Here is a 22,509-nt window from a genome sequence, read left to right as displayed (position 1 = left end):
GGCTCTCTTACATGAAGAAGACGCTTCTGGTTTTCAGCTTTATGCTGTTTACCTCATTGCTCCTGCCTCAATACGCACTTGAGCAGGCATTCCCTAATATCACGATTACCTCACCGGTTGACCTGCAAAGCATACCGGATGATGAGAGTGACCGGATTTTCGTTGTTGCGCAATCAGGGATCATCTATGTATTCCCGAACGAAAAAACTGCGCCATCTGCAAAACAATTTCTTAATATCACTGACCGGGTAACCTCCGGAGGTGAGATGGGGCTGCTCGGGCTTGCGTTTCATCCAGACTATATGCAGAACGGTTATTTCTATGTGAACTATACCACCAACACTCCGCAGAGAAGGACGGTGGTCTCACGGTTTAAGGTCAGCGCATCCAATCCTGATTCAGCCGATAAAAGCAGCGAACTTCAGCTGCTTACCTTCAATCAGCCCTATTCAAATCACAACGGCGGGCAGCTTGCTTTTGGTCCTGACGGTTATTTATATATAGCAACCGGTGACGGCGGTTCTGGAGGCGACCCTCAGGGGTACGCGCAAAACCTCTCAACCATGCTTGGCAAAATTTTAAGAATTGATGTTGACAATACGAACGGATCACTCAATTATGCTATTCCTCCGACCAATCCTTTTGCAAATGACAACACCGGCAAGACCAAAGAGATATATGCGTATGGAATGCGCAACCCATGGCGTATGGCATTTGATCCGGTAACCGGATGGCTCTGGTGCGCTGATGTGGGGCAGTCAGCGCGGGAGGAGATTGACATTATCGTAAATGGCGGTAACTACGGCTGGAAAACTATGGAGGGCACTCTCTGCTACTCACCCTCAACCGGATGTGATACTTCAGGAAAAATACTACCGATATGGGAGTACCCGCGCACTCAGGGATATTCTGTAACCGGCGGATATGTTTATCGCGGACCGAACCAGCCCGGTCTTTACGGCAAATATATATACGGTGACTATGGCACAAAACATATCTGGGCAATTACCTATGATGGCTCCGGACCTGCGGTTAACCAGAATGTCATTCTCAGCTCAGGAAGAAGTCTCTCTTCATTTGGCGTTGACCGTTACGGAGAGCTGTATATATGTGATCTGAGCGGCGGTAAAATCTGGAAATTTACTCCAACTGCCCCCGTAATTGCGCCAACCCGCCTTGTGGTAACCGGAAGCAGCTTTGGTCAGATAGGACTCTCCTGGAGGGATAACGCAGGCAACGAGACAGGATATGTTATCGAAAGAAAAACCGCGGGAAGTGAATTTGTGCCGGTTGATACAACCGATGCCAATGTAACCGTATATACGGACGGCACTATTGCCGATACATCGCGCTATTACTACCGTGTGCGGGGCATTAACGCGTCAGGAACATCCGGCTACAGCAACACGGTGAGCAGTTCTGCCCCCGTTCCGGTTGAACTGGTCTCATTTACCGCAGCGGCTCATGGTTCAGCAATTACGCTTACATGGAGCACTGCTTCGGAAACAAATAACCGGGGGTTTGAAATCCAGAGAAGGCAGAGCGGTTACCACAATACCGGCTGGCTGGCTGTTGGGTTCCAAAGCGGTGCGGGGAGCACGGCTGAGGCGCAAAGCTACAGCTTTAATGATGATCTTGGAAATTTTGCCGGTGCGGTTTATTACCGCCTGAAGCAAATTGACTATGACGGAACATCCTCCCTGAGCGGTGAAGTATCTGTACTGCTTGAATCTGATGATAAACAATATATAATGGTACAGAATTATCCGAACCCGTTTAACCCATCCACCACGGTACGATTTGCAATTCCAGTCATGGCTGAGGTAACAGTTATGATAACTGACCTTCTTGGGCGGGAAGCTTCTGTCGTAAGAATGGGCGAACTGCCGCCGGGTGGACATGAGATGCAGTGGGATGCCTCCGCTTTTGCCGCGGGTATATATTATCTTCGTGTTAAAGCAGTGTCTTCTGAAGGTGTGATGCTGAGTGAAACGAAGAAAATTGTTTATCTTAAATAATTGTGAATTGTGAATGGTGAATTGTGAATTTTCACTTTTCACTCTGAACTTTTAACTAAAAAAAAGCCCTGGTTTGCAGCCAGGGCTTTTTGTTTAACTCTGATGTCCTTTTACTGTTTTACGCAGAATTGAGCAAAAACATTTGATTTTGCTCTAAAAACAAGGTTTTTGAATCAGTTCCTGATATTCTGCTTTCGCTCAAAAAAAGATAGGGCGCTAAAAATTATCCTAAATACTGTGTTTTTTTTTGACAAAAATTATTATGTTTCTGTAAGTCAGCGATTGATTTATTGATTACTCCTCAGGTGAGAATTCATTTGGGATGAAAAGTGTTTGGTGCTTAAGGGAATATACTTTCTATTACTGATTTCCCTCAGTTTTTCATAAGTTTGACTTGATTGAATTTTTATGTCCGTGTCAATTCTAAACACCACGGGCTAAAACTTTTGTTCGTGCACCTGAAATTTTTTTTACTCAATTTATTAGGGCGGACCTATGGCACGAAATAGGATACTAAATCAACTACTCTTCTGGGCAGCACTCTCGCTTTTTGCCCTCACCGCATACTCCTGCTCAGAGCCAGCCAGCCCGTATGGGCAGACGGAAATTACTATTGAAGCATTAGATGCCTCCTGCACCGAAGTGTGGCTTGAACTTAAGTTCAGCAATCTTATCCAGCCGGCAAATGTTGAAATTCGGCAAAATGGTGTTAAAATTAAAACAATCATAAAGGCAAAAAACGACACTCTTCTTTTGCTAAGTGGCTTCCAACCAGAACAGTCATTATCCTTTCAGACATTTATTCTCAACGAAAAAGATGAAGCTGTCAAAGGTTCCAACCAAGCTCAGATAACAACACTAAAAGAAACCAGCCAGAACTTTACCTGGCAAACCTGGTCTTTCGGGGAGGTAGGTACCAGCACTTTATATGATGTGGAGATAATTGACGAGAATAATATTTGGGCTTTTGGAGAAATTAAATTTGAGGACTCTTCAGTTTATTCGTACAATCTCTTTAACGCTGTTCACTGGAATGGACAAGAATGGGAACAGAAAAGATTTAACACTTTTTCAGATTGTGAACCGGCTCAATCTGCTTACCTAAACGCTGGCGCTACCAGATCAGGGCAGAAAATATACTTTACCAATGGAAATTTTTTAGGAGTTTATAATGGGAATGACGTTCAAATTGATTGTAGTGTTGCTGGAATATTAGTTGGAGAAATATTTGGGATTTCGTTAAAAAACGATAGCAGTTTATATGTTTATGGAAGCAGAGGTACATTACTGAAAAGGGAAGGTAAAGTCTGGAAAGATTTTACCAGAGATACCGATCTGAGGATTCAGGATATGACAATTGTCAACAATTTACGACATAAGCGTACAGATATCTTCGGGATTGCTTCATTAGCTTATCAGACGGTTAGCCCGAAAATTTATCATGTAAGTGAACAGGATAAGGTAGCCGAACTTAGTATTGGTGGTTTAAGATCCGGAGCGGATGATATTGCGAGTATAAATGGATTAAAATATTATGTGGTTGGTGATGGAATATTCACTAAATCGGATATTTTTAATCAAAAAGAGTCTTGGATAAAGTTTCCAACTGGCTCAATTGCAAGATATTACAGCGAATCTGTAGATGCTCAAGACTTTAATGATGTAGTAGTGAGCGGATCATTTACCGAAATAGTTCACTTTAATGGTTTAAAATGGAAAAACTTCATTGATGAAATGGGATTTCAAAATGGCAGTTTTTACAAGTGCAAAATCTATAAAAACACAATAGTGGCAGTTGGCTATAACAACAGAAAGGCATACATCGCAATAGGGCGAAGGTAAGGAGCAGAGTATTACGAGGAAGATGACAATGCTTAAATAATGAAGAATTAAAAATGAATAATGAATAATTATTCTTATTTGCATTATTAATTCTTCATTCTTAATTTTTAATTAAAGAAAGCCCTGGTTCGTTGCCGGGGCTTTTTTGTTTCCCTTTTTTAACGCAATCCGCCGCGGCGGAAAACGCAGTTAAACGCTAAGGAACGCAAAATTTTAGACCTTTGACTCCCATGATCACGCAAAGACGCCAAGGCGCAAAGTATCAGTTAAACGCAAAGTTTCCAAAGTTCAACGCTAAGTTACTCAAGAGATTAAACTCCTTTCCCCCCGGCCTCGTGTAAAGAAGCTGACCTACATTGTTGAAAACCCTGCTGGCAACAATTCAGACAAGCGGCATTTTTCGGTCATTTCCCCTCAATTTCCCCCGAAAATCCCCCCTCTCTGGTTTGTCAGACTGCCCTGAAATCAATATATTTCAAACTGAAAAATTCTATCAGTTACACCCGAGATTTTTGACACAGGTTCAAACCACTAAACTTCCGGGGAATATTACGGTGATAACCGAAAATATCCCTTATGTCCGCTCTTTTTCGCTCGGTTTCTGGTTTGCAACCGGTACCCGGGACGAGACCCCCGAAATGAACGGCATTTCGCACTTTATTGAGCACATGCTGTTTAAGGGTACTGATCATTATACCTCAAAAAAAATCTCGGACATTGTGGAGTCATCCGGCGGTTACCTGAACGCTTTCACAACCAAGGAAAATATCTCCGTTTATGGCAGGGGACTAACTGAAAACCTTAGCCGCACTTTTCAGGTGATGGCTGATATGGTACAGTTCCCCCGGTTTAAGGAATCTGACATCCGAAAGGAAGCCGGAGTGGTACTGGATGAAATCCGGGATCTGGAGGATAATCCTGAAGAACTGATCTTTGACAAATTTGAAGAGCTGATTTACGGCAGGCACTCTCTTGCACACCCTATTCTGGGGAGCGAAGCCACGGTGAGCGCTTTTAACGCAGAAACAGTCCGGGCTTATTATCAGAAGAATTTTCTGGAGTCAGAACTGCTCATTTCGGTCTCAGGCAATGTGCATCATCAGCAGATTTGCGAACTGGCATTAAAATACCTTAACCGCAGCGGTTCACAGGCCAGAAAAAAATTGGAGCTTTTCAGCCCTATACCGGCAAAGGTCGAAAATATTGAAAAAAATACGAACCAGATATACTGCATACTCGGGGCTCCATCCTACGGGTTTGACAGTGAAAAAAGGATAGTGCTTAATCTGCTTTCCTATCTGCTTGGTGACGGCACCAGTTCGCGGCTTTTTCAGGCAGTGCGCGAAAAGATGGGCATCGCCTATCAGATCAGCACATTTATGAATACCTATTATGATACATCCTGCTTCGGGGTATTCTTTTCGACCGGAGCTAAGAATCTTGAAAGAGCAAAAGAAAAAATTTATAAAGAATTCGAAAAAATTGTAAATGAACCGCTTCCCGCAAAAGAGCTGAAGCGGATTAAAGAGTATATGAAGGGAACCATTCTGCTCGGTCTGGAAAATATCACCAACCGTCAGATTGGTCAGGCCACTTCCATGCTTTATTTTAACAGGGTAATTCCCATTGATGAAACCCTGGAGCGGATCGCTTCAATTACTGAAGCGGAACTGCTCGAAGTTGCACGGGAGATACTCAACCCGGAAAAATTATTCAGTTTAACTATTACACCTGCCAAAGTTAAAATACTGGCAGCTTAGCAAAAAAGAACTAAAGGTCTCTATGCCAAAATTTACATTAGATGGAAATGAAGTAGAATTTCAGCCCGGTGAAACCATCATCGAAGCGGCAAAGAAAGTGGGAGTGGATATACCGCACTTCTGCTGGCATCCATCTCTTTCGGTTTCCGGTAACTGCCGTGTCTGTTTGGTTGAAATCGAAAAGATGCCAAAGCTGGCAATCGCCTGCTCCACTATCGCCTCAGAAGGAATGGTTGTACACTCCCAGTCAGAGAAAACTCTTTCAGCCCGTAACGCGGTTATGGAGTTTTTGCTTATTAATCATCCGCTTGACTGCCCCATCTGTGACGAAGCCGGAGAGTGCAAACTGCAGGACTACGCTTACCAGCATAGTGTAGGTGAGAGCAGATTCACTGAAGAAAAACAGCATAAGGATAAGCGCGTACCGCTTGGACCGAATGTGATGTTTGACGGCGAGCGCTGTATATCATGCAGCCGCTGCATCCGTTTTGCTGATGAAATTACCAAAACCGGCGAGCTTACCTTTGTTCAGCGCGGTGACCGTGTTACCATCGTTACCTTCCCCGGCAAAGAGTTTGACAATGCTTATTCACTTAACGTGACAGATATTTGCCCGGTTGGCGCTCTCACAAACCGTGACTTCCGCTTTAAGGCGCGCGTGTGGGATATGTCAGCAACCAAGACCATCTGCTCCGGCTGCGCAAGAGGTTGCAATACCGAGATGTGGGTTAGGAATAATGAAATCCTGCGTTTAACCCCGCGCCAGAATGACGCGGTAAACAGCTACTGGATGTGTGACCACGGCCGTCTTGAAACGTTCAAACAGGTTCACTCAGCCGAACGCGTTAACGGCGTATATATGAAGCGCGAGGGGCAGGATGTAAAAGTAAGCTGGGATGAAGCGTATGCAAATGCTGCAGGCGAACTGAAGCATTTTAATAAAGATGAGATTGCTGTTATTGCTTCTGCTTCTTCAACCTGCGAAGATAACTTTATGCTGGCAAAGTTTGCAAAGAGCGTTCTTTCAACAAAGCATATAGATTATATACCGCATGTGATTCCGGGTTCAGGTGATGATCTGCTGATCCGCGAGGATAAATCACCAAACGCGCTCGGAACAGAGCTTGCCGGTGTTCAGCCCGCTGCAGGAGGCCTTAACCGCGATGCAATTCTTGAAGGGGTTAAAAAAGGCACCATTAAGGCGCTCATCGTGGTTGATGAAAATCTGGCTGCAATGAGTCCTGAAATGGAAACCGCTCTTGCAAAACTCGATGTGCTTATTGCTGTTTCAACCCATCACAACCGCACTACCGCGCTTGCCAACATTATTTTCCCGTCAGCTGCGTATGCTGAGAAGAACGGCACCTGGGTGAATTTCCAGGGAAGGATTCAGAGAATCCGTCCTGCCGTCACTACGCTTGAGGCAGACAGAACCCTTGATAATCTTGCGCAGAGCCGCCTTGATAAATTCGGCACTGAGCTCGACCGCTGGGGCAAGAGTGTCAAACTGGATGCCCGTCCGGTCTGGAAAATTTTTGCAGGCCTCTCAACAGCATTCGGCAATAAAATGAAATATAACACTGCTGAAGATGTGCTGATTGATATGGGCAAATCCATTGACGCATTCAAAAAGCTTGATTACGAAAAAATCGGAGAGCAGGGCGTTCAGCTTGAAGTCTCCGTTAAAGTGAAAGCGTAAGGAGTAAGTATATATGCTTATAGATCTGATTCTTATTCCTCTGGTAAAAATTCTGATAATCGTTACACTGATGCTGCTTACGGTATCATACTCGGTATATTTCGAAAGAAAGATAAGCGCATGGGCGCAGAACCGTATCGGTCCGAACCGGGTAGGTCCGGCCGGTATTTTTCAGCCCTTTGCTGATGTATTCAAGCTTCTTTTTAAGGAAGATATCGTTCCCACTGCCGCAAATAAGCCGCTGCACACCCTGGCGCCGATGCTTGCGCTTTTTGTGGCGTTTACCACCTATGCAGTGATACCTATTGGGCCGCCGGTTGAACTCTTTGGCAGAACCATTAATCTTGCTGTTGTGGATGTTAATTCAGGCGTTCTTTTAGTCCTTGCGTTAACTTCACTCGGTGTATACGCGATCACGTTTTCCGGCTGGTCATCAGGAAGTAAATATTCGCTGCTTGGCGGTGTGCGTTCTTCAGCGCAGATGATTTCGTATGAAATCTCCATGGGCTTCTCTGTAGCCGGCGTGCTCATTTTTGCTGAGTCGCTTCGTCCGGCTGATATTATTGCTTCGCAGAGCGGATGGATGTGGAACGCAATTCTCCAGCCGATCGGATTCCTCACTTTTGTAACCGCGGCATTTGCTGAAACCAACCGCCTTCCGTTTGACCTGCCTGAGGCAGAGCCGGAACTGGTCGGAGGATATCACACCGAATACAGCAGCATGAAATTTGCGGGCTTCTTCCTGGCTGAGTATGCAAACATGATTATTGCAGCAGCAATGATTGTTATGCTCTATCTTGGCGGATGGCAGGTGCCGTATATAGAGACGCTCGGACTATCAACGGGAGTGCAGACAGGCATTCAGATAGCAGCATTCTTTGTTAAAATCGGAGCTCTGCTCTTCTTCTTTATCTGGGTTCGCTGGAGCATTCCGAGATTCAGATATGACCAGCTGATGGACTTAGGATGGAAAGTGATGTTCCCTCTCTCGCTGCTTAACCTGGTGTGGGCGGCTATTCTTGCAATGATTATGAATTAGACCACGGAGATACTATGGCTGAGAAGAAAAGAATAAAAGACCTGACCGTATGGCAGAAAGCATATATACCCGAAATTGTTAAGGGTCTTGCTCTTACACTGAAGACGATGTTTAAGCCGAAGTTTACGATGGAGTATCCTGAAGTGAAATTCGAACCGCCGTCATCGTACCGCGGCCGCCCTGTGCTTGTAGAGGAAGCAGGCGGTGAAGAGCGCTGTGTGGCTTGCGGACTCTGTTCACGCGTCTGTCCCGCGCTTGCAATTGAAGTGCAGGCAGGTGAAACGGACCGTGAAAAAGAACGGTATCCTGAAAAGTTTGAAATCAATATGCTCCGCTGCATCTTCTGCGGCTTCTGCGAGGAAGTCTGTCCGGAAGAAGCAATTGTAATGAGCAAAGATTATGAAATGGTCTTCCACAACCGTGAAGACGCAATCTACGGCAAGGATAAACTCCTGATTCCCGTTGCACAGCTTCAGGACAGGATTGACTTCCTCCGCTCTCATAAATAATCTGTAATTAATGAAACAGGTGTTTGCTTCTCCTCAAGGTAAGTAAACACCTTTTTTATTTTAAAGAAGCCGGAAAGGGGATATATACCCAGTGTTATCCAAAGTACTCTCAAGCGCAACCTACGGCATTGACGCATATATCGTAGAAGTTGAAACCAGCGCCGAACAGAAACTCCCTTCGTTCCTCATTGTAGGGCTCCCCGATAATGCTATCAAAGAAAGCCGTGAGCGGGTTTCAGCCGCCATTAAGAACAGCGGATTTGAATTTCCCCCGCGCAAATTCACGGTGAATCTTGCACCGGCAGATATTAAGAAAGAGGGGAGCTCGTTTGATCTTCCCATCGCGATCGGAATACTCGCCGCAAATGAAAAAATCAGTCCGGCCATGCTTGAGGATACTGTATTTCTGGGCGAACTTGCTCTGGATGGCAAACTCCGCTCGGTTAAAGGTGCACTGCCTGTAGCCGTGGAGGCAAAAAAGCAGGGGATGAAACGGCTGATACTCCCGGCTGATTCGGTAAAAGAAGCATCCATTGTTGACGGAATCAGTGTGTACGGTTTTCAGCAGCTTGCTGATGTGATTGCCTTTCTGAATGATGAAGTAACCGCCGAGCCGGTATATACATCCCGCGAAGAGATATTCTCCAAAGTTAATCATTATCATCTTGACTTTGCCGATGTGAAGGGGCAGGAAAATGTAAAGCGCGCGCTTGAAGTTGCCGCGGCCGGGGGACATAACATCCTGATGATCGGCCCTCCCGGTTCAGGCAAAACTATGCTTGCAAAACGGATCCCGACCATTCTTCCTCCTCTCAGTTTTGAAGAAGCATTGGAAACAACCAAGATTCATTCCGTTGCGGGAATCCTACCATCAGATCAGGCGCTTATAACCGAACGGCCCTTCCGCAGCCCGCATCATACGGTCTCTGATGCCGCATTAGTCGGCGGCGGATCATTTCCTCGTCCTGGAGAGGTTTCCTATGCGCATCATGGTGTGCTGTTCCTTGATGAGCTGCCGGAGTTTAAGAAGAATGTTCTTGAGGTAATGCGCCAGCCGCTTGAAGATTCGCGTGTTACGGTGAGCAGATCAAAAATGTCCCTGGAGTTCCCCGCAAACTTTATGCTTGCCGCTGCCATGAACCCGTGCCCATGCGGATTTTACACCGATCCGGGCCGCGACTGCACCTGCATTCCGCCGCAGATTCAGAAATATATGTCACGCATCTCCGGCCCGCTTCTGGACAGGATTGATATACATATTGAAGTGCCGGCTGTTAAGTATAAAGAACTATCTTCAGAGGCCGGTGGCGAGCCATCTGCTGATATACGGAAGCGGGTGATAAAAAGCCGTATGAGGCAGTATGCCCGGTTTAAGGATCAGCCCCATATATATAACAACGCGGATATGGGAAGCAAGGAGGTCCGCACCTATTGCAAACTTGACGGCTCCGGCAATGAACTGCTCAAGATGGCAATGACGCGCCTTGGATTTTCCGCCCGTGCCTATGACCGCATTCTTAAAGTCGCCCGTACCATAGCCGACCTGAGTGATTCAGAACAGATTCAGGCACAGCATATCAGCGAAGCGATCCAGTACCGTTCGCTTGACAGGGAGTTGTGGAAGCGATGATATTATAATTGTGAATTGTGAATTAATTTTATAATTCCATCAGATGGAACATTGATCCGGGGCAATAACATAAGGGGTTTTCATGCAAGCAATGGATATATATCTCCGTAGAGACGATGCAAATGCCAACCGGGTGTTTCGCTAATGGAGATCTTCTGCATTTGCGTCGTCTCAGGCAAGAACGAGCAGACCTCTTATCCAAATACCAACCGGGTGTTTAAATAACGGTGAATTCCTGAACGTGCGACATATCAAAAGAAAATTTCCAAGGCCCCGGTTTCCGAGCGGAGTCGAGGAAACCCATTCTGGATTTGTAACGTTTCAGGTAGAACAGTTGGTGGTTTAAAAACACAGATACGCAATAAGACGACGCAATCGCAGTAATATATTGTCTATAATAATTTATCGTGGCGATTGCATCGTCTCTACGGAAAACAATAGGCCCCGGTTTCTGAGCGGATTCTAGGAAACCCATCCTGCATTTTGCATTGTCTCAGGGAAGAACTTTAATATCTCAAAAAAGGGGCATCAATTACCCGGTTAACGAGGGTTGTATCTCAGCGCAAATTTCGCGATTCATCCAAACTCCTCAGCGGCTGGGGGAGGGGACCAAAACACATCCGGAATTGGCAGTGAATTTCCGAACTGCCAGCTAACCGGGTAAAAATGGCATTTATCCGTCAAAAATAGCATTCCCCTAAAAATTTCCTGTTGTGTAAAAAACAAAGATTGTTTAGCTTCCGTGCGGAAAATCGGGTTTTTCTGGTTTTTCGTGCTTTACACGTGTGTAGTTCTGTCAGTTCATTCTTTACTATAGTCTATTCATTAACAAATCAACGAGAGGTTCTCATTGAGAAATTTCTTACTTGTTCTATTCTTTGCCTTTTCTGTTACAGGCCTGCTTAATGCTCAGACCGGTTCCGACTGGAAATGGCTCCACCCAAACCCGCAGGGCAGCCAGTTAAGAGCTGTTCATGCATTTAGCCCTACTAAGTGGTATGCACTCGGTGCAGCAGGTACCTTCATGAAAACCACCGATGGCGGTGCTACCTGGTCATTCCATCATCAGGCAGGAAGGCCTTTTGCCACCTCTGGCCAGACTTCAAATGCCTTTGATTTTCATTTCTTTGATGAGCAGAACGGCATTCTTTGCGGTTCAACCGGCGGCATTCTTAAGACCACCGACGGCGGCGATACCTGGCAGGAAGTTGCATCAAACCCGGCACTTACCTCCAGGACCTTTTATCAGCTACATTTCACCTCCTCCACTACCGGTTATGTTGCAGGAAGTTCCGGCACTCTTATGAAGACCACCGACGGCGGAAACAATTGGGTGGACGTTCCAACGGGTGTTACCACTACCATGAACGATGTATGGGCTTCAGATGACGGAAATACTATCATGCTTGCAACTTCTGCAGGCAACGTAAGAAGATCAACAGATGCAGGTGCAACCTGGACGAATGTAGGAACCGGTGCTTCTTACACTGTTTATAAAATTGCTGTTAACGGCAATAATGTAATGGTGGGTGGTACTTCAGTTTCAACGGTACCTCAGGTCAGATTTTCGACCGATCTCGGCGCAACCTGGACACTTAAAAGCACAGGAATTACCGCAAGCACCACCGTATGGGATATTGATTACGTGAATGGTGCATGGTTTGTAACCGGCAACAGTTTCGATATCTTCAAATCAACAGACGATGGCACCACGTGGACCGCGATTTCAGTTCTGAATCCGACCCAGCCGTGGACCAGCACCTATTATGCTACAGCTTTTTCACCAACAGGTGATTCATTAGTATCTGTCGGAAGTTTTGGGCTTATTCAGTCAAAATTAGGTTCTGCCGGTACACCAGTTGCTCATACTGCCCTTGGCAAGCCGGGCACATGGTATGACATCTGGAGTTCAAGCCCGACAGGAACCGTGATTGCAGTTGGTGCACCTACCGTTGCAGGTTCATCTTTTGATCAGATTGCCCGTTCAACCGACGGCGGCAGCACCTGGTCAATCGTTCCTTTCTCAACCACATCAACAGCATCCTTCTGGTCAATTGATATGATTGATGCAAACACCGGATTTATCAGCGGCACAAACAGTGCTGTTTACAAAACCACAAACGGCGGTGCTTCATGGGATTCTGTTACGACCGGCGGGTTCCCGGCAGGTCTTACCTTCAGAAAAATTGATTTTGTGAATGCAAATACCGGATGGGTGTTTGTTAGTACTCCTAACACATCAACAACCTATGTTTATAAAACAACAGATGGTGGTGCTACATGGTCAGGTCAGGATCACGGTATTGCTCCTGGATCAAACGCTCAGATATACGGCGGGCACATGCTCACCGAAACTGATGGTTATGCACTTACCTGGGAGCCAAGAGTTCTCAGAACCACCAATGGCGGTACGACCTGGACTCTGCAGACAACTGTTGATGGCCATGGCGGATTCCTTTATGATATAAAAATGGTTGATACTTCTACTGGTTATATGGTTGGTTCGTCCGGCAGATTCTACAAAACTACAAACGGAGGTCTCCTCTGGGATACCATTTCGGTTCCAACCAGATCATATGCATTCAACTCAATGGAGATGATTAATCCGCAGACACTCGCTCTTTTTGGCGGAACTGGCGTGAATTTTATTACAGTTGACGGCGGACTTACCTGGATGAACAAGAATACTTCCGCTGCTACTCTTAATGGTTCCCACTGGTCATTTGATACTCAGACCAACACCTGGGCACTCTTTACCGCCGGAACTAACGGTGCTATTCTGAAAAACACCATCAGCATTGTTCCTGTTGAACTGGCTGCTTTCTCAGCAACTGTTACCGGAAATGATGTAAATCTCTCATGGAAAACTGTTACAGAGCTGAATAACCGCGGCTTCGAAATCGAAAGAAAAGATGCTTCAGGCAGCTGGTCAAAGATTGGTTATGTTTCAGGCAACGGTACTTCAACCAGAATTCATGAATATTCCTTCTCTGATAAAGGTCTGAAAGATGGTAATTATACATACCGTCTGAAACAGATTGATTATGACGGAGCGTATGATTATTCCAATACAGTTGAAGTAGAAGTCGGCACCCCGATTACCTTTGCACTCAATCAGAACTATCCTAACCCGTTCAACCCGGCTACAACCATTTCTTACAGAATACCTGCAGCAGCAGTTGTATCACTGAAGATATATGACATTACCGGTACCGAAGTTGCAACACTGGTTAATGCACGTCAGGATGCAGGATACTATTCACTCAACTTTGATGCAAGCAACCTTGCTTCAGGTATGTATTTCTATACTATCAAAGCAGGTGAGTTCACTTCAACAAAGAAGATGATGTTCATAAAGTAATTCTGAGGCTGCCCCCGGCAGTTTCTAAAGCTACTTAATACAAAGCCCCGTCTGAGTTAGTCAGGCGGGGCTTTTTTGTTTTGATTAAACCGGTTTTTTTCTAAGGACAATGAGGACAGAAAGGACAAAAAGGACTGCTGCTATTGAGTATTCAGGAAAGACCAGGAAAAGGCATCTGATTTTTTTGTCTTTGACAAATATCAAGAATTTGCAGCACCGTTCTATCAATCTCACATAAATTCATACTTCATAATTCAAACTTCATAATTCTTTTCTATATTTGTTTTTATTGAATAACAAAGAATTTTTCCATGATTGACCGCCTTGAAATAGCTAAAAACTGGCTGCCGCGCTATACCGGAATGCCCATTGACGGCTTTGGTGATTATATTCTTCTGACCAATTTTCAGAACTATCTTAATAAATTCGCAGAGAAATTTAAATGTGATGTTCAGGGAATCGGCCGCCCAATGCCCTGCGCGACCAATAGTGCCGGTCTCACGCTCATTAATTTCGGAATCGGTTCGGCCAATGCGGCAACCATTATGGATATTCTAATTGCACGACAGCCTAAAGGAGTGCTTTTTCTGGGTAAATGCGGGGGTCTGAAGCGCTCAAGTGAAATTGGGCATTTTATACTTCCGATAGCTGCAATACGCGGTGAAGGGACCAGCGGGGATTATTTCCCGCCGGAGGTTCCCGCTCTGCCTTCGTTCAAACTGCATAAATTCGTTTCGGAAAAGATAATTGAGAAGGGTTTTGAGTACCGCACAGGCGTAATTTATTCCACGAACAGGCGTCTGTGGGAGCATGATGATGCATTCCGTCAGAAGCTGCAGCAGCTCACTTGCATTGCCATTGATATGGAAACCGCAACGCTCTTTATTGTCGGGCATTATAATTCCATTGCCCGTGGTGCTCTTTTGCTGGTTTCTGATGTGCCGATTACTCCTGACGGGGTAAAAACGGAAGAGTCAGACAACAAAGTCACACAGGAGTGGGCTGATGTGCATCTGAGTCTGGGGATTGATGCGATGACGGATATTGTGGGGAGGGGAGAGTCAATTAAGCATTTCCGTTACTAAATGGGGAGATGGAGCCACAAATTCCACGTATCTTCACAGATAGATTAAAAAAAACGGGGGAAAATTCAGAAAAGGGAATTTTATTTTTGCAGAAAGGTTGCATTTTAAAAATTTTTCCCCTAATTTTGTTGTTCTGAAAAAATCTGGGCGGACGCCGGAGTTGGAGAGCCGGGGCGGACTGTAAATCCGTTGGCTGACGCCTTTGGGGGTTCGAATCCCTCGCCGCCCACTTAGAGAAAAGGTTAATTTGATTCTCAGATTAACCTTTTATTTTCTTGTGGAGATAGCTTTTTCAGAGACGCGAGAGTAACTCAGTTGGTAGAGTCACAGCCTTCCAAGCTGTTGGTCGCGGGTTCGAGTCCCGTCTCTCGCTCAACCTTATTCCATAAGCTGACGTAGCTCAGTTGGTAGAGCACATCCTTGGTAAGGATGAGGTCACCGGTTCAATCCCGGTCGTCAGCTCTCATTACTACTTTTTATACAACAGGATACTTCCGATGAGAGAAATAATCACCTTAGAATGCACCGAGTGCAAAAGAAGGAATTATTCCACGACAAAGAACAAAAGAACGCATCCCCAGCGCGTAGAGCACAAAAAGTACTGCCGCTGGTGCAAGAAGCATGTCATTCATAAAGAGACAAAATAATTTATACCCATACGGCAGTGGCTCAATTGGTAGAGCAGCGGTCTCCAAAACCGCAGGTTGGGGGTTCGAGTCCCTCCTGCCGTGCAAGTATCGAAAGACGCTATGAAAGATAAAATTGTAAACTTCGTTAATGATGTGGTTAAGGAAATGAAAAAAGTTACCTGGCCAACTCAGGAAGAACTTAAAGAGTCAACCACGATTGTTATCGTGGTTTGTCTCGTTATTTCCGTCTTCACGTATGCTGTGGATATCGGTCTTACCGAATTATTCAAGGCAATCTACTAAGAAGGAACCATGGAACATAAGTGGTATGTGATTAAAACCGTTACCGGTCACGAGAACAAGGTGAAAACCATCCTTGAGCATGAGCTTAAGGACAATGAAAAGCTCCGTGCAAAAGTAACGGAAATCGTCATTCCCATGGAAAAAGTTTTTGAGGTTAAGGACGGTAAAAAGAAGAGCAAAACAAAAAATCTTCTCCCCGGCCATATGCTCATTAACTGCGATATGGATGCTGCCGTAAAGGAGTTTATCCTTGGCACCACATCTGTACTCGGTTTCGTAGGTAATGGACGTCTGCACCCCACAGCGCTTCCGGCTCATGAAGTTAAGTCCCTTCTCAACCGCGTTAATCCCGATGCAGTTGATGAAAGAATGGAAACACTTTTCAGACACGGTGATACCGTGAAAATAGTAAACGGACCGTTTAAGTCTTTCAGCGGTCAGGTTGAAGAAGTAAACGAAGAAAAAATGAAGATCAAGGTTATGGTGCCGATTCTTGGAAGAAAAACACCTGTGGAAATTGACTTTGATCAGGCAGAATTAGAAAAGTAGAATTATAAGAGATAATCAGGTTTAACTATGGCTAAGAAAATAACAGGTTACATTAAGCTTCAGATTCCGGCAGGCAAAGCAAATCCGTCACCTCCGGTAGGTCCGGCACTCGGTCAGAAGGGTGTGAATATTATGGAGTTCTGTAAACAGTTCAACGCAAGAACTGCTTCACAGGACGGGCTGATCATCCCGGTTGTTATTACCGTATTCTCAGATAAGTCATTCACCTTTATTACCAAAACCCCTCCTGCTCCGGTGCTCCTCTTAAAGGCAGCTAAACTGGACAAAGGATCAGCCATCCCGAACAGAAACAAAGTCGGCAAAGTAAGCATGGCACAGGTAGAGGAAATCGCAAAGCTGAAAATGCCTGATCTTAACGCAAATGATATTGAAGCAGCCAAGAGCATGGTTGCCGGTACCGCCCGTTCAATGGGTATTACCGTAGAAGGATAATTTCACCTAAACAGAATACCAATGAAAGCATCAAAAAGATATACAAAAATTCAGGAGACAGTAAATACTCAGAAAGAGTACACTCTGAAAGAAGCTGTCGCAGAACTGAAGAAACACTCGAACGTAAAGTTCACGGAGTCGCTTGATGTTGCTATTCGTCTTGGCGTTGATCCGCGTCACGCAGATCAGAACGTAAGAGGAACAGTATCACTGCCACACGGAACCGGAAAGAGTGTCAAAGTACTCGTCATAGCCAAAGGCCCCAAGGCGCAGGATGCTCTTTCAGCCGGTGCAGATTTTGCTGGTTTTGAAGAATACCTCGAAAAAATTAAAGGCGGCTGGGCAGATGTTGATGTCATTATAGCAACCCCTGATGTAATGGCTGAATTAGGAAAGCTCGGAAAGATGCTTGGTCCTAAAGGCCTTATGCCGAATCCGAAGAGCGGAACGGTTACCATGGATGTTGCTAAAGCCGTAAAAGAAGTTAAAGCCGGAAAAATCGATTTCCGCGTTGAAAAAGCCGGTATCATCCACACCTCATTAGGCAAATTGAGTTTTGAAACTGACCAGCTGGTAGAAAACGTTCAGGCATTCCTGAACACCGTGGTTAAGTTAAAGCCCTCATCCTCAAAAGGAAATTATATAAAGAGCTTAACGCTCACCAGCACCATGGGTCCTGGTCTTAAGATCCTTAAAGATGAAATAGGCGCTCATTAAGAGATTACGCACTAAATCGCTTCTAAGTTCTCGTTCGTAATGATTAACAACCTTATTATCCGGGAGTACAATGGATAGAAACGAAAAACAACAAGTCATTGACGAGGTTGCTGAGCTCATCAACAAAAGCATGGCTGTCTACTGTGTGGACTATGCCGGTGTGGATGTTGCTGATATAAGCAAGCTTCGCGCTGAGTTCCGGAAAGAGGGAATTGTTTACAAAGTCGTTAAGAACACTTTTTTCTCACGTGCCGTTGACCAGGCCGGTAAATATACTGAACTGAAAGGTTCACTGCCAGGCATGTCAGGATTTGCATTCGCATTCGATAATCCGGGTGCACCTGCAAAAGTGATTAAAAAGTATTTTGATGATAAGAAAAAATTCGCCTTAAAAGGTGCCTGCATAGATGCACAGTATTTCCCCGGCAGCAGCTTAAACGAGCTGGCTTCCCTGCCGAGCAAGCCGGAAGTAATTGCAGCAATTCTCAGCAGCATCAACGCACCGGCATCCGGAATCGTCGGTTCAATTCACGCAGTTATCAGAGAACTTGTCAGTGTTATTGACGAGATCGAAAAGAAAAAAGCTGCATAAATTTTTAATATAATATAGATCAGGAGATATATAATGTCTGAAAAAGTATCAGAATTAGTAGAAAAAATCAAAGCGTTAACCTTAGTTGAAGCTTCAGAATTAAAGAAAGCACTCGAAGAAGAATTCGGCGTTAGCGCTGCTGCACCGATGATGATGGGCGCAATGCCTGCTGCAGGCGCTGCTGCTGCCGCTCCGGTTGAAGAGAAGACTGAGTTTGATGTTGTTCTTTCAGCTGCTGGCGCAAACAAAATTAACGTTATTAAAGTTGTCCGCGCTCATACCGGTCTCGGTCTGAAAGAAGCTAAGGATCTGGTTGACGGTGCACCAAAGACCGTTAAAGAAGCTGTATCCAAAGACGAAGCTGAAAAGATCAAAAAAGAGCTCGAAGAAGCAGGCGCTACTGTTCAGGTAAAGTAATTCTTTTATTACTTTATTTTTTCGTCCCTACATTATTGCAATAGTTACGTTGCCGATAAGACGGAGTAATCCGTCTTATCGTTTTTTTATTTGATACGACATCGTATGAAAAGAACTATCGGAGAAACAAACCTTGGAAAATAACAATAGAATTTCCTTCGGACAGATTGAGCCAATTCTTAATGTACCCGATCTATTAGCTATTCAGAAAGAATCCTTTGAAGGCTTTTTACAGCTTCACACTGCCCCGGCAGAAAGGGATAATTTCGGCCTTCAGCAGGTATTTACATCTAACTTTCCGATTTTTGATAATAAAGAAAATTTCCGGCTCGATTTTGTAGAATACTACATTGAAAAGCCGCGTTACTCCATGGCTGAGTGCACTGAGAAAGGTCTTACCTTCTCTGCTCCGCTAAAGGCAAAACTCCGCCTTTCAGCCAAAGATCAGGAAACACAGGAATGGGTTGATGCAGTTGAAGAAGTTGTCTATCTCGGCAATCTTCCGTTCATGACTGATAAAGCAACCTTTATAATTAACGGTGCTGAGCGTGTTGTGGTAACACAGCTTCACCGCTCACCGGGTGTGGCTTTCTCCAAAGCATTCCATCCGAACAATACCCCGCTTTATTCAGCGAGAATTATTCCTCTGAAGGGCTCATGGGTTGAGTTCGCGACAGATATTAATTACATTCTTTACTGCTACATTGACCGCAGAAAAAAATTCCCTTCAACCATGCTGCTGCGTGCGCTTGGCTTTGTTACCGATGAGCAGATTCTTGAACTCTTTAACTTAGTTGAAGAAATTAAGGTAAGTGAAGTAAATATCGCTGACTACATCGGCCGCACTATCGCGAGCGACGTGGTTGACATGAATACCGGTGAAATTTTCCTTACCCGCGAAGATGTGATTTCTGAAGATCATCTCGAAAGAATTCATGAAGCAGAAGTTGAAATAATAAAGGTCATCAAAACCGATACTAAGGTTGAGCAGAACCTTATTATGAATACGCTTAAGAAAGATACTTCTCACTCCCGTGAAGAAGCACTTTTTGCAATTTACCGGCAGTTAAGAACCGGTGAACCGCCTGATCTTGAAGCAGCTCAGGCACTTATTGAAAAACTCTTCTTTAACGATAAGAGATATGATCTTGGTGATGTAGGCCGTCACCGCATGAATGACAAGCTGAAACTTGAAATTCCTGAAACCACTACGGTTCTTACTCCTGAAGATATCATCGAAATCATGAAGTATATACTTCGCATGAAAGATGGTCTTGAAGAATCAGATGATATAGATCATCTGGGCAACAGAAGAGTAAAAACAGTGGGCGAGCAGCTCGGTTCACAGTTTAACGTTGGTATAGCCAGAATGGCCCGTACCATTAAAGAAAGAATGAATATCCGTGATTCGGAGAATTTCACTCCTTCCGAACTGGTAAACGCGCGTACCATCAGCAGCGTTATCAACGGATTCTTCGGTACAAACCAGCTTTCACAGTTCATGGATCAGACCAATCCGCTTGCAGAGCTTACTCACAAGAGAAGAATGTCTGCACTCGGACCAGGCGGTCTTACCAGAGAAAGAGCCGGCTTCGAAGTCCGTGACGTACACTACACACACTACGGCCGCCTCTGCCCGATTGAAACACCTGAAGGTCCGAACATCGGTCTTATCTCATCACTGACGATATATGCCCGTGTAAACCGTTACGGTTTCCTTGAAACTCCGTACCGTGTTGTGAAAAATGGTAAAGTCACCAATGAACTGATATATCTCACCGCTGAGATGGAAGATCAGAAGACAATTGCTCAGGCAAATGCGATGCTGAATAAGGATGGCTCATTCGTTGATGAAAGAGTTAAGTCCAGAAATCACGGTGAATTCCCGATAGTAACTCCGGATAAGATTGACTATATGGACGTTGCTCCTGCTCAGATTGTATCTGCAGCAGCAGCCCTGATACCATTTCTTGAACATGATGATGCTAACCGCGCGCTCATGGGATCAAACATGCAGCGCCAGGCTGTGCCGCTCCTCCGTCCGGAAGCTCCGGTCGTAGGTACCGGTCTCGAAGGCAAAGCAGCAAGAGACTCCCGTGCAGTTATTGTTGCTGAAGACAACGGCGTGGTTGAATATGTAGATTCTGATAAGATCATGGTTAAGTATGACTTTGATCCTAATTCAGAAGAAACACTGCTCAGATTTGAAGACAGCCATCTTAAAACCTTCAAACTGATTAAGTTCTCCGGTACCAACCAGGAAACTTCCATCAGCCAGAAGCCGATCGTTAAACAAGGACAGCGGATTAAAAAAGGCGATGTTCTTGCTGACGGTTTTGCCACACAGGGCGGCGAACTTGCGCTTGGAAGAAACGTGCTTGTCGCGTTCATGCCATGGAGAGGTTACAACTTTGAAGATGCTATCATCCTCAGCGAGCGCCTCGTTGCTGAAGATATATATACATCTATCCACATTGAAGAGTTCGAAACCCAGGTACGTGAGACAAAGCGCGGTGAAGAAGAACTGACCCGTGAAATTCCGAACGTGAATGATGAAACACTCCGCAATCTTGATGAAAACGGAATCATCCGCGTCGGTGCAGAAGTAAAAGAAGGAGATATTCTTATCGGTAAAATCACTCCTAAAGGTGAAACCGATCCTACTCCTGAAGAAAAACTGCTCCGTGCGATCTTTGGTGATAAGGCCGGCGATGTAAAAGATGCATCGCTGAAAGCAACACCGGGTCTCCGCGGCACGGTTATTAAAACCCGTCTTTTCAGCAAGAAGAAAAAAGAAGCTGATACCAAGAAGAACGAAAAGAGAATTCTTGATAATTTCGAAAATGACTTCAAGAACCGCTTCTATTCACATGATCAGAAACTTCTTGCTAAGCTGAAATCAATCTGCTCAGGCAATACTACCAAGGGCATCAGAGATCTTGAAGGTAAAGTGGTTATTAAAGCAAACACAAAACTTTCAGACAGCCACTTTGAAGATGTTACCCTGGTTAAGAATTATGAACCTGCAGAAGCATGGTTTGATGACAGCGCGCTCAGCGAACTGGTAAAAAAGCTGTATAAGAGCTACTTCCAGTATCTGAACGTTCTTGAAGAAGAGTATAAGAGAGAGAAGATGAAACTGCAGCTTGGTGATGAGCTTCCTCCGGGAATTCTTCAGCTTGCTAAAGTGTATGTTGCCAAAAAGAGAAAAATCTCCGTTGGTGACAAAATGGCAGGAAGACACGGCAACAAGGGTGTGGTATCCAAGATCGTTCCGGTCGAAGATATGCCATTCCTTGAAGACGGTACACCTGTTGATATCATTCTTAACCCTCTCGGCGTGCCTTCACGTATGAACCTTGGCCAGTTGTATGAAACAGCGCTCGGCTGGGTTGGCAAAAAGCTTGGAGTTAAGTTCGCTACACCGGTATTTGACGGTGCTTCTCCGGAAGATGTGAACGAATGGGTGAGCAAAGCCGGTCTGCCAAACGGCGTGAAAGCTGAACTTACTGACGGACGCTCAGGCGAGAAATTCCATTCGCCGGTAACCTGCGGATATATATACATGCTTAAACTGGGCCACCTTGTGGACGATAAAATCCACGCAAGGAGCATCGGACCCTACTCTCTCATTACTCAGCAGCCTCTCGGCGGTAAAGCCCAGTTCGGCGGCCAGAGATTCGGAGAAATGGAAGTCTGGGCGCTTGAGGCCTACGGAGCATCGCATATCCTTCAGGAAATTCTCACGGTTAAGAGTGATGACGTTGCCGGAAGAACCAAAGTATATGATGCAATAGTAAAAGGACAGAATATTCAGGACCCGAATATACCCGAATCCTTTAACGTATTAATTAAAGAACTTCAAGGCCTTGGTCTTGATATTAAAATTAATTAATCCGGTACCGG

At 45.0% G+C, this 22,509-nt stretch carries 17 protein-coding genes and 4 tRNA genes; all 21 read left to right on the top strand.

Going from position 1 to position 22,509, the window contains the following annotated elements:
• The first annotated feature begins 11 nt into the window (after positions 1-11).
• The 21 genes from HRU80_14070 (at position 12) to rpoB (ending at position 22,498) form a co-directional block, all read left to right on the top strand.
• On the top strand, positions 12-2,018 hold the full coding sequence (locus tag HRU80_14070) for a PQQ-dependent sugar dehydrogenase (GenBank protein QOJ29933.1): 2,007 nt from the start codon (positions 12-14) through the stop codon (positions 2,016-2,018).
• Between the two features lie 495 nt (positions 2,019-2,513).
• A complete protein-coding gene (locus tag HRU80_14065) occupies positions 2,514-3,860 on the top strand; it encodes a hypothetical protein (protein ID QOJ29932.1) in 1,347 nt (448 codons plus the stop codon).
• A 512-nt stretch (positions 3,861-4,372) separates the two neighbouring features.
• A complete protein-coding gene (locus tag HRU80_14060) occupies positions 4,373-5,620 on the top strand; it encodes an insulinase family protein (protein ID QOJ29931.1) in 1,248 nt (415 codons plus the stop codon).
• 22 nt (positions 5,621-5,642) lie between these two features.
• On the top strand, positions 5,643-7,319 hold the full coding sequence (locus tag HRU80_14055) for a (2Fe-2S)-binding protein (protein ID QOJ29930.1): 1,677 nt from the start codon (positions 5,643-5,645) through the stop codon (positions 7,317-7,319).
• Positions 7,320-7,332: 13 nt separating this feature from the next.
• The gene (gene nuoH / locus HRU80_14050) at positions 7,333-8,358 is read left to right on the top strand and encodes an NADH-quinone oxidoreductase subunit NuoH (GenBank protein QOJ29929.1); all 1,026 of its coding nucleotides are present in this window, start codon (positions 7,333-7,335) and stop codon (positions 8,356-8,358) included.
• A gap of 14 nt (positions 8,359-8,372) precedes the next feature.
• Positions 8,373-8,867 (top strand): NADH-quinone oxidoreductase subunit NuoI, encoded by a 495-nt coding sequence (gene nuoI / locus HRU80_14045; GenBank protein ID QOJ29928.1) that lies wholly within the window; start codon positions 8,373-8,375, stop codon positions 8,865-8,867.
• Positions 8,868-8,958: 91 nt separating this feature from the next.
• A complete protein-coding gene (locus HRU80_14040) occupies positions 8,959-10,497 on the top strand; it encodes a YifB family Mg chelatase-like AAA ATPase (protein QOJ29927.1) in 1,539 nt (512 codons plus the stop codon).
• A gap of 850 nt (positions 10,498-11,347) precedes the next feature.
• Positions 11,348-13,858, top strand: coding sequence for a T9SS type A sorting domain-containing protein (locus tag HRU80_14035; GenBank protein ID QOJ29926.1), 2,511 nt, complete (start codon positions 11,348-11,350; stop codon positions 13,856-13,858).
• Positions 13,859-14,169: 311 nt separating this feature from the next.
• Complete coding sequence (locus HRU80_14030; GenBank protein QOJ29925.1) at positions 14,170-14,943, top strand: AMP nucleosidase; 774 nt, start codon at positions 14,170-14,172, stop codon at positions 14,941-14,943.
• Between the two features lie 145 nt (positions 14,944-15,088).
• Positions 15,089-15,172, top strand: a tRNA-Tyr gene (locus HRU80_14025).
• Positions 15,173-15,243: 71 nt separating this feature from the next.
• Positions 15,244-15,316: transfer RNA gene (locus tag HRU80_14020), tRNA-Gly, on the top strand.
• A 16-nt stretch (positions 15,317-15,332) separates the two neighbouring features.
• Positions 15,333-15,405: transfer RNA gene (locus tag HRU80_14015), tRNA-Thr, on the top strand.
• Positions 15,406-15,440: 35 nt separating this feature from the next.
• The gene (gene rpmG, locus HRU80_14010; protein ID QOJ29924.1) at positions 15,441-15,590 is read left to right on the top strand and encodes a 50S ribosomal protein L33; all 150 of its coding nucleotides are present in this window, start codon (positions 15,441-15,443) and stop codon (positions 15,588-15,590) included.
• Between the two features lie 11 nt (positions 15,591-15,601).
• Positions 15,602-15,674, top strand: a tRNA-Trp gene (locus tag HRU80_14005).
• 18 nt (positions 15,675-15,692) lie between these two features.
• Complete coding sequence (gene secE / locus HRU80_14000) at positions 15,693-15,875, top strand: preprotein translocase subunit SecE (protein ID QOJ29923.1); 183 nt, start codon at positions 15,693-15,695, stop codon at positions 15,873-15,875.
• 9 nt (positions 15,876-15,884) lie between these two features.
• Complete coding sequence (nusG, locus tag HRU80_13995) at positions 15,885-16,424, top strand: transcription termination/antitermination factor NusG (protein ID QOJ29922.1); 540 nt, start codon at positions 15,885-15,887, stop codon at positions 16,422-16,424.
• A 27-nt stretch (positions 16,425-16,451) separates the two neighbouring features.
• Positions 16,452-16,877 (top strand): 50S ribosomal protein L11, encoded by a 426-nt coding sequence (rplK, locus tag HRU80_13990; protein ID QOJ29921.1) that lies wholly within the window; start codon positions 16,452-16,454, stop codon positions 16,875-16,877.
• A gap of 21 nt (positions 16,878-16,898) precedes the next feature.
• A complete protein-coding gene (locus HRU80_13985) occupies positions 16,899-17,594 on the top strand; it encodes a 50S ribosomal protein L1 (GenBank protein QOJ29920.1) in 696 nt (231 codons plus the stop codon).
• Positions 17,595-17,664: 70 nt separating this feature from the next.
• Positions 17,665-18,186: a 50S ribosomal protein L10 gene (locus HRU80_13980; protein QOJ29919.1), complete on the top strand. Its 522-nt coding sequence runs from the start codon at positions 17,665-17,667 to the stop codon at positions 18,184-18,186.
• A 33-nt stretch (positions 18,187-18,219) separates the two neighbouring features.
• The gene (gene rplL, locus HRU80_13975; protein ID QOJ29918.1) at positions 18,220-18,603 is read left to right on the top strand and encodes a 50S ribosomal protein L7/L12; all 384 of its coding nucleotides are present in this window, start codon (positions 18,220-18,222) and stop codon (positions 18,601-18,603) included.
• 133 nt (positions 18,604-18,736) lie between these two features.
• The gene (rpoB, locus tag HRU80_13970) at positions 18,737-22,498 is read left to right on the top strand and encodes a DNA-directed RNA polymerase subunit beta (GenBank protein ID QOJ29917.1); all 3,762 of its coding nucleotides are present in this window, start codon (positions 18,737-18,739) and stop codon (positions 22,496-22,498) included.
• The last annotated feature ends 11 nt before the right edge of the window (positions 22,499-22,509 follow it).

It is taken from the genome of Ignavibacteriales bacterium, from assembly GCA_015709675.1.
GTDB lineage: Bacteria > Bacteroidota > Ignavibacteria > Ignavibacteriales > Ignavibacteriaceae > H2-BAC3.
The sequence above is the reverse complement of the archived record's forward strand: the minus strand, read 5'-3'. Positions and strand labels throughout refer to the sequence as shown.